15 protein-coding genes are annotated in these 10,547 nt (G+C 67.0%); 5 read left to right on the forward strand and 10 right to left on the reverse strand.

The window, feature by feature from the left end:
* Positions 1-15: 15 nt before the first annotated feature.
* From EBO15_RS19730 to EBO15_RS19740, 3 genes are all read right to left on the reverse strand, one after another.
* The gene (locus EBO15_RS19730) at positions 16-372 is read right to left on the reverse strand and encodes a DMT family transporter (protein ID WP_122195883.1); all 357 of its coding nucleotides are present in this window, start codon (positions 370-372) and stop codon (positions 16-18) included.
* Positions 373-440: 68 nt separating this feature from the next.
* Positions 441-1,313, reverse strand: coding sequence for an LLM class flavin-dependent oxidoreductase (locus EBO15_RS19735; protein ID WP_199744664.1), 873 nt, complete (start codon positions 1,311-1,313; stop codon positions 441-443).
* Positions 1,314-1,422: 109 nt separating this feature from the next.
* A complete protein-coding gene (locus tag EBO15_RS19740) occupies positions 1,423-2,541 on the reverse strand; it encodes a helix-turn-helix domain-containing protein (RefSeq protein WP_122195884.1) in 1,119 nt (372 codons plus the stop codon).
* A gap of 128 nt (positions 2,542-2,669) precedes the next feature.
* Here EBO15_RS19740 and EBO15_RS19745 point away from each other — a divergent pair, with 128 nt between their 5' ends.
* Positions 2,670-3,470, forward strand: a complete 801-nt coding sequence (locus EBO15_RS19745; RefSeq protein WP_199744665.1) for a class II aldolase/adducin family protein — start codon at positions 2,670-2,672, stop codon at positions 3,468-3,470.
* A 58-nt stretch (positions 3,471-3,528) separates the two neighbouring features.
* On the opposite strand, the gene EBO15_RS19750 is transcribed toward EBO15_RS19745, so the two are convergent.
* Complete coding sequence (locus EBO15_RS19750) at positions 3,529-3,954, reverse strand: MarR family winged helix-turn-helix transcriptional regulator (protein WP_158628285.1); 426 nt, start codon at positions 3,952-3,954, stop codon at positions 3,529-3,531.
* Positions 3,955-4,043: 89 nt separating this feature from the next.
* Here EBO15_RS19750 and EBO15_RS19755 point away from each other — a divergent pair, with 89 nt between their 5' ends.
* On the forward strand, positions 4,044-4,445 hold the full coding sequence (locus EBO15_RS19755; RefSeq protein WP_122195886.1) for a VOC family protein: 402 nt from the start codon (positions 4,044-4,046) through the stop codon (positions 4,443-4,445).
* Positions 4,446-4,460: 15 nt separating this feature from the next.
* Positions 4,461-4,991, forward strand: a complete 531-nt coding sequence (locus EBO15_RS19760) for a hypothetical protein (RefSeq protein WP_147481560.1) — start codon at positions 4,461-4,463, stop codon at positions 4,989-4,991.
* Between the two features lie 83 nt (positions 4,992-5,074).
* Here EBO15_RS19760 and EBO15_RS19765 read toward each other — a convergent pair whose 3' ends face one another.
* Together EBO15_RS19765 and EBO15_RS19770 are read right to left on the reverse strand one after the other, a co-directional pair.
* Positions 5,075-5,803: a DUF2625 domain-containing protein gene (locus EBO15_RS19765; RefSeq protein ID WP_122195888.1), complete on the reverse strand. Its 729-nt coding sequence runs from the start codon at positions 5,801-5,803 to the stop codon at positions 5,075-5,077.
* A gap of 257 nt (positions 5,804-6,060) precedes the next feature.
* The gene (locus tag EBO15_RS19770) at positions 6,061-6,984 is read right to left on the reverse strand and encodes an aminoglycoside phosphotransferase family protein (RefSeq protein ID WP_122195889.1); all 924 of its coding nucleotides are present in this window, start codon (positions 6,982-6,984) and stop codon (positions 6,061-6,063) included.
* Positions 6,985-7,014: 30 nt separating this feature from the next.
* On the opposite strand from EBO15_RS19770, the gene EBO15_RS47325 reads away from it, so the two are divergent.
* On the forward strand, positions 7,015-7,569 hold the full coding sequence (locus EBO15_RS47325) for a tyrosine-type recombinase/integrase (RefSeq protein WP_199744666.1): 555 nt from the start codon (positions 7,015-7,017) through the stop codon (positions 7,567-7,569).
* Here EBO15_RS47325 and EBO15_RS45365 read toward each other — a convergent pair.
* Entirely contained in the window at positions 7,519-7,770 is a 252-nt protein-coding gene (locus tag EBO15_RS45365; protein WP_199744669.1) for an Imm32 family immunity protein, read from the reverse strand. The genes EBO15_RS47325 and EBO15_RS45365 overlap by 51 nt on opposite strands.
* Before the next feature lie 399 nt (positions 7,771-8,169).
* A complete protein-coding gene (locus tag EBO15_RS43660) occupies positions 8,170-8,589 on the reverse strand; it encodes a hypothetical protein (RefSeq protein ID WP_147481561.1) in 420 nt (139 codons plus the stop codon).
* 387 nt (positions 8,590-8,976) lie between these two features.
* On the opposite strand from EBO15_RS43660, the gene EBO15_RS19785 reads away from it, so the two are divergent.
* A complete protein-coding gene (locus EBO15_RS19785) occupies positions 8,977-9,321 on the forward strand; it encodes a hypothetical protein (RefSeq protein ID WP_122195891.1) in 345 nt (114 codons plus the stop codon).
* 713 nt (positions 9,322-10,034) lie between these two features.
* Here the strand turns inward: EBO15_RS19785 and EBO15_RS47330 are convergent.
* Positions 10,035-10,295, reverse strand: coding sequence for a group II intron maturase-specific domain-containing protein (locus EBO15_RS47330; RefSeq protein WP_122195892.1), 261 nt, complete (start codon positions 10,293-10,295; stop codon positions 10,035-10,037).
* A gap of 43 nt (positions 10,296-10,338) precedes the next feature.
* Positions 10,339-10,547, reverse strand: a 209-nt coding sequence (locus EBO15_RS44270; protein ID WP_325051918.1) for a transposase, incomplete at its 5' end; no start/stop codon positions are given.

Genomic DNA, 10,547 nt, shown 5'->3' on the forward strand with positions numbered 1-10,547 from the left:
GTGGCGCATGCCTAATCAGTGTGTGTTATCCGGGGGGGGGGGCCCGCCCGGGCTCACCCCGCCGCCGAGGTTCATGACGATGACGCCGAGGACGATGATGACCGCGCCGACCACGGTGAGCGGACGGATCGGCTCGTTGAACAGCAGTACTCCCCCGGCGAACGCGCCGATGGTGCCGAGCGCCGACCAGATCGCGTAGACCGGGCCGACGTTCAGCGAGGTCAGGGCCTTGGCCATCAGCGCGAACGACACGATGTACCCGACCACGACGATGACGCCGGGGCCGAATTTGGACATGCCCTCGGACGCGCGCAGCGACAGCGTCGCGATGACTTCCGACACGATGGCCAGGGCGAGGAGGACATAGGGCATGTCGAGCAACCTTCGGGGAGAGAACGCGAACGGAACGGCCCGCGGGGGCGGGCCCACCCAAGGACGGGTCAGAGGGCGTGGTCGGCCGCGATGGCCTCGAAGACCTTCATGTCGGCGTCCCAGTCGGAGTCGGGGCGGGGCCAGTGCAGGGCGATGTCGGTGATGCCCAACTCGGCGTAGCGTCCGGCGAGGTCGGTGTAGGCCTCCGGCGACTCCAGCCACGGCTCTCCGGTGAAGCCGGTGAGCAGGACGCGGCGCTGGGTGGACGGGTCGCGTCCCTCGGCCGCGCAGGCTTCGGCGAGCATACCGAGGTGGATTCGCACCAGTTCATACGGGTCGTCCGATTGCGGGCCGTTCGCTGTGGTGATCCAGCCCTCGCCGTGGCGGGCCGCGACGCGCATGCCGCGCGGGCCGCCACCCGCGATGTAGAACGGGACGCGCGGCCGCTGGACGCAGCCGGGCCCGACCCGGAACTCCTGGGCGCTGTAGTACCCGCCCTCGTGGGTGGTCTCGGGGCCGCGCAGCGACCGGTCGAGCAGGTCGACCCACTCGGCGAAGCGGTCGGCGCGTTCGCGGGGCGTCCAGTCCGGGCCGCCGAGCAGGCCGCCGTCGGACGTCCGGGACGTGCCACCCGCGCCGATCCCCGCCGTGTAGCGGCCGCCGCTGATGTCGTCGATGGTCTTGATCGCGTGCGCGGTCGGGACCGGGTGGCGAAAGTTCGGCGAGGTCACGAGCGTGCCGAGCCGGATCCGCGAGGTCACGGCCGCCGCAGCGGCGAGCGTGGTGTACCCGTCGTACCAGGGGGTGTGGCCGCGCCAGGCGGTGTGGTCGTAGATCCAGGCGGTGTCGAAGCCGAGCTCCTCCGCCCGCCGGAACAGCCCGCCCGTCTCCCTCCAGGACTGGATGGGCCACATCACCGTGCCGAGCCGCGGTGCCTTCACCTCGTCACTCTCCCCCGAGTCGCCGTCGCGCCACCGACCGGAATGCCGGACGCGTCGTCCCATCTCATCATCCGTGGCCAGCGCGGCGCGCATCGAGCCGGTGCGCCGGTCAGCGGGACGCGGCGTCCAGCCAGGTCCGCAGCGCCCACCACCAGTGCGCGGTCTCGGGGACGGACGCCGCGGTCAGCGGACGGCCGGTGAGCTCACGCAGCCGCCGCAGCCGGTACTTGACCGTGTTGCCATGCACATGCAGGGCGGCGGCGGCCGGCTCGATGCGGGCGCCGTGGTCAAGGTAGGCGAGGGCGGTCTCGGCAAGCTCTCGGTGGAACGGGTCGCCCGGGGAAAGTGCGGTGAGCAGGGAGTCGGCAAGCAGGCGGCCGAGGTCGGGTTCGCCGTCGGTGGCGGTCAGCAAGGCAAGGTCCCCAAGGTGCCACAGCCCGGTGAGCCCAGCGTGCGTCCCGGCAGCGAGGGCGCGGCGGGCCAGCGCGTACAAGGACGCGAGTTCACCCGGACGGCGCGGAGGCGCGGCGACCATCAGCGGCGCGTCGGCGGGCAGGTCGGGGAGGCGGACGACGAGGGCGACCATCCGGCCGTCCACCAGCGCGGACAGACCGGGCCCCGCCTCCGCCAGCGCACCCTCCAACCGCGACGCCACCGACGGATCACTCACCTCCGACACCACACAGTGGTACGCCGTCGCGGGATCGAGCGGCGCCGGACGCGGAACGGGCTCGCCGTGCAGCAGCCGACGCAGCAGCTGGGCATGGCCCTCACGGGTCGTCTGCGCCATCTCCAACTCGGCGGTCCGGTGCGCGTGGACCATACGGTGGACCAGCGCGGTCGTCACACCGTCGATCGCGGTCAGGCCGTCCAGCAGGACGCCATCAGGCACACCCTGACGGCGTCCCTCGGTGGTGAGCCGGCGGACGAGGTACTCGCGCCCGGCCTGGAAGCCGTCCAGGAGCGCGGCGACCGGGACGCCCTGCCGGGCCCGGTCGGAACCGAGCCGCCCTGCGGCGTCGAGCGCGGCGGGGTCGGCCCCGCCGCCCTCGGCGAGGCTGGTCAGCACGCCCTCGATCAGCGCCCGGACGTGCCGCCGGACCTCCGCCTCGGGCAGCTCACCGACCTGCGCGGATCGGGCACGGGCAGCGCGCACCGTGGCATCCAGCAGACCGGGGTCGGCCACGCCGTCTAGGAGCAGCCGCAGGTAGCGGTCGGAGTCGTCCACGAACCCATTGTCGGTGACGGATTGTCCGCGGCGGACAACCTCCCCCGCGCGCGTTGGGCCCGGCCGGGCTAGGCGAACCGGGCCGGGGTGCGCTTTCGTGGAGGCATACCGACCCCGAGGAGACGCCCATGGCCGCCGAAGAAGAGTTCCTGGACAAGATGCTCCCGGCGAAGGACCTGATCTTCCGCCTGCCGGAGACCTTCGCGACCGTCGAGGAGGAGCGGCGGCACCGCAAGGAGCGGCTGACCGCGGCGCTGCGGATCTTCGGCAAGTTCGGCTTCGAGGAGGGCGTCGCCGGGCACATCACGGCCCGCGACCCCGAGCTGACCGACCACTTCTGGGTCAACCCGTTCGGGATGTCCTTCAAGCACGTCAAGGTCAGCGACCTCATCCTGGTGAACCACCAGGGCCAGGTCGTGCAGGGCCGCTACCCGGTGAACGAGGCGGCGTTCGCGATCCACTCCCAGGTGCACCAGGCCCGCCCGGACGTGGTCGCCGCAGCGCACAGCCACTCGACCCACGGCCGCGCGATCTCGGCCCTCGGCCAGAAGCTCGAGCCGATCACGCAGGACGTCTGCGCGTTCTACGAGGACCACGGCTTGTTCGACGACTACACCGGCGTCGTCACCGACACCGAGGAGGGCAAGCGCATCGCCGCCGCCCTCGGCTCATACAAGGCCGTCATCCTCCGCAACCACGGCCTGCTGACCGTCGGCAACTCGGTCGACGCCGCCGCCTGGTGGTTCATCACCATGGAGCGGTCGTGCCAGGTGCAGCTCCTCGCGAAGGCCGCCGGCCAGGTCGTCCACATCAGCAAGGAGAACGCCGAGCTGACCCACCAGCAGATCGGCAACGACCTGGTCGCCTGGATCAACTACCAGCCCCTGCACGACCAGATCGTCCGCGAACAGCCCGACATGTTCGACTGACGAACGCCGAGGGCCCGGTTCCGGTGAGCACTCCACCGGAACCGGGCCTTTCCCATGCTCAGGCAAGCCCCTCCTGGTGGTCGAGCACGCGCCGAAGCATGCCCGCGAAGGCGACCCGCTCGTCTTCATCGAGCGGCGCGAGAAGCTCAGCGTCCAGCTCAACGGCCTGCTCGGCCACGGCGTCCAACTCCACCCGCCCCTCAGAGGTCAGAGCAACAACGTAACGGCGCCGGTCGGACGGATCGCGCTCACGCCCGAGCAATCCGCGCTCCTCCAGCGCACCCACAACGTCGACCAGATCACTGGGATCGATACCGAGCCGCGCACCAAGATCGCGCTGCGACGGCGGGGCGGCCGAGTCGTCCAGCGCGGACAACACAGCGAAATGCCAAAGCCCAAGGCCCCGCCCGCCCATCATGGCGGCCATCCGTGCACGCCCGAGGCGCCCGGCACGGGCCAGGGCGTAGGTGGTGACGCCCAGCATCCGGGGCGGGGTACGGCGCGCTGCTCGATCCATACCCGTATAGTAGGCGCACACCAATCATTGGTAACCACCAACGAATAGGGAGAGCCATGGACACCCTCTACCCCCGGCTGCTCGTGGACGACTTCGACGCCTGCGCCCGCTTCTACACCGCCGCACTCCGCGAGCTGCTCGGCATCGAGCCGGTGAAGGTCCTCCCCGCGGCCTCGTACGCGAACTGGGACCTGAACGGCGAAGCCGTCCTGTCCCTGTTCAGCCGCGCCGCCATCGCCACCGTGACCGGAACCACCGCCCAGCCCGCGACGTCCGGCCAGGACCGCTCCATGCTCGTCTTCAAGGTCGACAACGTGGACGCCGCCACCAAGGCCCTCGAAAGCTTCGGCGCCACGGTCGCCGCCCCGCCGGCGGACCGTCCCGAGTGGGGCCCGAACCTCCGCTCGTCCCACCTCCGCGACCCGGACGGCAACCTCCTGGAACTCCAGTCCTACTAACCGAAGGAGACGTCAATGCCCATGGAGAAATGGGGCGCGAACCTGTACGGAGACCCCTGCCGCGCCTGCGGTTTCGATTGGGGCCTGACACCCGACCAGGCGGTGACGCTGGTACGCACCGTCCCCGCCCAGTTCGAGGAACGACTCCAAAACGCAACAGGCCGTGAACGCCACGCTGAACTCGACTGGACACCCTCGGCCTACGTCAGCCACGTGGCCGACAACCTGCGAACCTGGGCAGAACGCCTGAAAGGCGCCTGCGCGAACGGCGTCACGGAGATCCCCAGCTACGACCCGGACCTCCTGGCGGCGGCACGCCGCTACGAAGACATCGCACTGGCCGCCGCCCTCTGGTCTCTGACCTGGTCCTCACGGGCATGGACCGAAGCCGTGGAGGAAGCGATGGCGACCGACATCGTGCTACAACACGCCACCCGAGGCCCTCAAAAGGCCACCGACGTCGCCCGAAACAACGCCCACGACGCCCACCACCACCTCCACGACGTAGACCGCATCCTCAACGCCCAGACGCCGACACCGAAGTAGCCCTCACGACAAACCTCAGGCTCATCCAACCCCGGAGAGGAAGACTTGCTCTCCCACCGAAGTCGAAGGGTCAGCCTCTTGACCTATACCGCGCCGAGGAATCCCGGATCGCCCGAGCCGATCTGCCGCGCGGAGTCAGCGGCGACGCCGAGGACTTCACGCATCGGCACGGCCCGGCGACTGGTGGCCGCGAGATCCGTTCGAGCCTCCTGCGACCACAGGAACGGAATCACCGAGATGCCCTGCGAGAAGGACAACGAGGCCGCTTCCTCGCGCCAGCCTGGCCAGCGCAGCCCTTCATAGAACTTCTCCAGCCCGCCGGACAGCATCCAGGAGATCCATGCCGAGTGACCCACCTCCAACGCCTCCCACCCCAACGTGTCGGGGGCGAAGTAGGTCATCTGGCCTGGAGCACCGGGCCGACCCGCCGCTTCCGGGTCATGCCCGTTCAGCACGAACACCCCACCCAGCACGTCATGGCCGACGACCAGACCCCTCGCCGGATGCCAGGCGGGATCGAAGTCGGCAGGAAACTCATTGACCTGGCCAAGGCTCGGCAGACTGCCGCCGCCTTCACCCGACCCGCCGCCGAACACACGCAGCCATCCATCATCCAGGACCAGGCCGCCACTGTTCAGCACCACGGCGCCGAGCACCGACCGCGCCGTGACCTGCATCTGCACCAGGCACCGGCGGCTCTCACCTCGGTCAACGGGCAGCACCTTCACCGGAACAGCACCGGCCGCGACCAACTCCTGCAGCTCAGGCCAAGCCGGGTCATCCACATTGATCAGCTCATCAATCCCACGCACCCGATGATCATTCCATTGCTATCGAAATCTCCGACGCCAAGTCCGAGAGACAGATTCCTATGGACGGAGGGCGGCGCAGCCTCCCGAAACTCAGGGAGGCATGCGACCGGCTCAACACCGCCGACCGTGTCACCCGCGGCGCGAACTCTTCCAGCCCGACAGGGACTCCACCGCCTGGGCGTGGCATGCCGTCGGCTGATCTGCGGACGCCGCAGCCCGGGGGCAGGCAGGCGGCCCCGCCCTCGACACGCAAGCTCCTATGACCGGCTCAGCAGAGCCGTGGTGATGGCGACCTGGACGGGTTCCAGTGTCGTCTTGCCGTCTTCGGTGTCCCACAGAGCGTTCTGCAGCACGCGGCCGAGGGTCCAACCGGTCGCCCGTTCCCGATCCAGGCCGAGGACCTCGGTCAGCAGGTCGAAGCGCCGGAGCACCGCGCGAGTCACATCACCGGTCGCCTCCACCTCGTCCCACCGATTGTCCAATGCGGGCAGCAACTCGAATCCCGGGTCGCCGGCCAGCGGTTCGGGATCGATCGCAAGCCAGGGTTCCCGCTCTCCGGCAAGAACGTTGTCATAGTGCAGATCCCAGTGCAGAAGGCGGTCGCCAGGTTCACCCATCAGCTCGGCCACAGCGGACGCACAGGTGCGCACCAGTCGCTGTTCAGCAGGGTCGCGCAGTACCGGCACCGCCTGCGGGACCTGGTCGAGCATGGCGGCGGCAAGGTCGGACAGCCGCCGCAGACCCGTCGGGGCAGGCACCGCAGTCAGCCGTGCCATCAGTTCGGCCAGGATCTGAAGGGCCCTGGTCTCGTCGGCGATCGAGGACAGGGGCCGGGCCGTGTCCAGCCGCTCCAACAACTGCGTGGCGCTGTTCTCGTCATAGTCGAGCAGCCGCACGATCCCGTTGCCGTTCCACGCTCGCAGGCCGGCCACGGTGCCGACGGTCTCCTCCCGCAGTTGCTGAAGCTTCAAGACGGCGGGAGTTCCGTCGGACCGAACCACAGGCAAGACGAGTGACGCCATGCCATGTGCGGGCGGCCCGTCAGGCCGCAGCCCCCAGCGGTCCAAAAACTCACCACCCAGCCTGGGCAGCTCGGCGATCCACGCCCGCGCCTCGGCGCCGTGCGCGCCATAAGACGCGGCGAACGCATCCGGAACCTCGATAGAGATCGACCTGGTCACGGAATACTCTCCTTCGTCAGTTCAAATCAGATGCGATGGACGAAGGAAATCGCGGAGGAGCCCGAGTACCGGGCAGGCGTCAAAGCATGGCCCCACCCTATCCGGAAACGATCACGACCAGCCCAGAGCTCCAGCCGACGGCCAACGACGGGAGGGAACCTCCGAGCGGGACTCCGCCAGATCCCTTTCCACGACCTTCAACACTCGACTGCGACGCTTCTCCTGGAACAGGGCGTAGGCCTCGTCGCCATCGAGGAACTCCTCGGCCACGCTCACATTGGCGTCACCGCCACCGTCTACACCCACGTCCGACTCCAGCGCGACGCCACAAAGCTCCTCGGCCACGCGCTGTGCAGCCCTCGAGAGTCTCCGCCGAACCCGACGATGGCGACGATCCGCTGCTTCGCGAAATACCCGTCCGCGGACGTTGCCGTCAGACACCGAAGCTTCCCCACCGAATGGATCCGGTGGGGCAGCTTCATAGCCACAGAAATTTGGCGATTTCGCTGCCGAATTAGTTGCGCCAAAGTCGCCTCAAGACGACTTGGGCGCATCGCCGTCGATACAGACCACAAGCGGATCTGACCCCTCGGCCAGATAGTCATGCTCCGGAAAGTGATCCACATGGAGGTGGTCGCCTTGGTCTGCCTCCAAGGCGAAACCCTCGATGTTATCGGCAAGTAGAGCAAGAGAATCCAGCCCGCCTTGAACCTCCATGACTTCGCCGTCCCCCGAAGAAGAGATTCCGACTTTCCCACTCGCTTGCCGAAAATCGATCCGCGACAACGACCTGCCGTACGGGGCTGGATCTGAGACCTTCGGAATTCGGACTTCCCCTCGCCCCCTCCGAAACTCCCGAGCCAAAGCCAGCAGCTCGGAGCGAGTCCCAGAAAGCTCCATTTCCCCAGTCGAATCTTCACGCAAGACCTTCAACGCCACGCCTCCACCAGTTTCCTACAGCCAGTAGCCGTCCGGCCGGATCGTGGATGGATCGACCGGCCCCGGATCCACGTGCGCCCACCCCTCCGCCCGGAGTGCTCGTTAGCGAGAACGACGAGACACTGCGACAAGCAGATTCACGTGAACGGGCGCCCGGCCCGATGCGCCCAGATGCCAGCCCTGGTCGGGACCCGCCTCACGCCTCCAGTCCGGCGGCCCTGCCGAACCATGGCGCCTGCGAGCGACTTACGCAACCGTTCCGAAATCGAAGTTATACCGGTTCGAGCCCCGATCGAACGAAGCTAAGATCTTCTGCTCGTCCAGTCCAAATTCATTCTCGGCCCAGCGAAGCATCGCGACAGACAGACCTTCAATTTGGAAGTCAGATTCCATGTACGAGATGTCGCTAACTTCTATCAGAACTGGGAGCGAGTCAGTCACCCGAGCGACCCTTGGGGCAACACGCGCCAACCCTGATGCAATTTCCCCTTTTAGGTCATCCGAGAGCTTCTCTGCGGCTCCAGAGAAAGCCAAGCGAAGCGAACCATCTGCCAATACAGGTTCACCCGCTTCACCATCTCCAACCCTTGCCGCAGCAGTGATCGATACCATGATGCCCCACGACGACTCGATGAGCTGGTACACATAGGGGCTCACATAGCCCATCACCCAGACCCCAGGAGATCAAAGATGCCCGAGGAGGAGCAGGGATCACCACCCCGCACAGTCGGCCACAGAACACAATCGATCTCACGCCTCCCATCGTCACCCCATAGCAGACTACAGTTTTCCATAAATCCGCCTGATCCTCACTGACATCCGCCCCGATGCGCCCATCAAAGACGTGCAAGATCCTCGTTATTGATCAAGATTCCACGATCTCGACACCTGGAATATTTGCGATGGAAGCTTCAATCTCACCTCCATCAGTCCAAGCATATATGCCTGGACTGAAATGAGCGCGGCTCACCTCAGTGAGAGGATTGGATGCCCTCTAGAATTGAGCCGCGCAACATCTTCAGAACCCTTGAACTGAGGAAAGACGATACACCCGTGTCCTATGAGCTGTACTTCTGGAAGTCCGCGACCGGCGAACCCGATGAGATCTGCGATCAACTCGCTGACGAGGATGTTGAGGGGGTGACCCCGAGCCCGGAGGTCGAGCGCTTCCGCTCGGAGCTGCTGGGCCGCTGGCCAGACCTCGCCGACCGGATCGCCCCATGGGCACCCGACCTTGGCTGGCGACAGCCGTGGGGGCGCGAAGACCTCGCCCCCTACTTCGTGTCGTTGTCCCTCGCCTTCAGCGCTGAAGGGAGCGCCCTGCAGAACATGGTGACGCTGGCGCGAGAGCACTGCTTGGTGATCCACGATCCGCAAACTGGTGAGACGACCCGCTGATCAGGACGGCTCCGGCGGGGACCGCTACAGACGAGCGAACCTGTCCGGAGGGTGCTCCCACGCAAAGCGCGTACCCGTGACAGACAGTTTCGCGCGGGAGTGCCCGTTGGCCGGCGGCCCGCGACCGATACCCGTGGGGCGGTGGCGCCCTGGCGGACGACCCTTGGCCGGGAAGCCGCGCCGGGCCGTCGCCGATGCCCGGCAGGGCACGCGGGGTCGGTGACCGGTGCCCACGCCGGACGCTCCGACCGCGCTGGCGGCGGGCCGCGCCTCGGCGGCTGACAGCCCCTCCGGCTTCTCACCTTCGCTGCACTCAGCGGACGGAGTCGGTGGCGATGAGGGGGCCGGTGATCACCGCCTGCCCCGCTTCTCACGTGAACGAGGTGAGGTCAAGATCAGGGTTGGTGCCCCAGCCCCCGAAAAGCGGGTCGGTGAGGTTCCCCCCGTAGCACGGACACGTGCGGTGAGATGGGTCAGGTCACACGCTGGGCGGTGTGGTACTGCTCCTCGTAAGCGACCGGGCTCAGCATTCCGATACTGGAATGCCGTCTGAATGGGTTATACCAGCACTCGGTCGGGTCGCCCGGGGGAATTTCACCCCCGGGCTCCCACAGAACGGAACGTGACAGTCTCCCGTCATTCCGCTCTTGTCATTCTGGCTACCAGGTGCCGGGGACTGAGGAGACCCATTTCCAGTGCACGAACATTCGGGGCTACCCGCTGGTCACCCCGTGCCAGCACTTCATGGCCTTCTTCATTCCCCTCAGTCGTTTGTGCTTCTTGCGGATCCATCGCACCAGGTAGGAGTTGATGCGCGATAGGAGAGGATACAGTGCAGAGCGATAGAATGCCCCGTAGTATTGCATCCAGCCGCGTACGATCGGGTTGATTCTCCGAGCGAGCTCCGAGAACGAGTGGCGTGTTCGGTGGTGTAAAGGTTGTCCCGTAATGATCAGGGCATGCAGGTCGGGGATGTTGCGGCGGGCCTGTTGGTGGGGTGTCGTGCCGGTTGTTGGTTCAGTCGGTCATGGCCAGGTTGCGCATGAGGGCGATACCGCGGGTGGCGTGGTACACGCCGTCGCGTTTGCGGCGGCAGTTCCGCAGGATGTTCCACCACTTCATGTGGGCGAAGGCGTGTTCGACACGTGCCCGGACGCGTTTGTGGACGGTGTTCAACTCGACCTGCCAGGCGAGGAGTTCACTGCCGTTGCGGGGCCGCCGGTAGG

The sequence above is a fragment of the Actinomadura harenae genome (assembly GCF_003696215.1).
Taxonomy (GTDB): Bacteria; Actinomycetota; Actinomycetes; order Streptosporangiales; family Streptosporangiaceae; genus Spirillospora; species Spirillospora harenae.

What these genes read in the sequence shown, in the direction of transcription:
- EBO15_RS19730 (WP_122195883.1), bottom strand. Translation starts at nt 372, where the DNA reads ATGCCCTATGTCCTCCTCGCCCTGGCCATCGTGTCGGAAGTCATCGCG.
- EBO15_RS19745 (WP_199744665.1), top strand. Translation starts at nt 2,670, where the DNA reads ATGGCCGCCGAAGAAGAGTTCCTGGACAAGATGCTCCCGGCGAAGGAC.
- EBO15_RS19750 (WP_158628285.1), bottom strand. Translation starts at nt 3,954, where the DNA reads ATGCTGGGCGTCACCACCTACGCCCTGGCCCGTGCCGGGCGCCTCGGG.
- EBO15_RS19755 (WP_122195886.1), top strand. Translation starts at nt 4,044, where the DNA reads ATGGACACCCTCTACCCCCGGCTGCTCGTGGACGACTTCGACGCCTGC.
- EBO15_RS19760 (WP_147481560.1), top strand. Translation starts at nt 4,461, where the DNA reads ATGCCCATGGAGAAATGGGGCGCGAACCTGTACGGAGACCCCTGCCGC.
- EBO15_RS47325 (WP_199744666.1), top strand. Translation starts at nt 7,015, where the DNA reads ATGCGATGGACGAAGGAAATCGCGGAGGAGCCCGAGTACCGGGCAGGC.
- EBO15_RS43660 (WP_147481561.1), bottom strand. Translation starts at nt 8,589, where the DNA reads ATGGGCTATGTGAGCCCCTATGTGTACCAGCTCATCGAGTCGTCGTGG.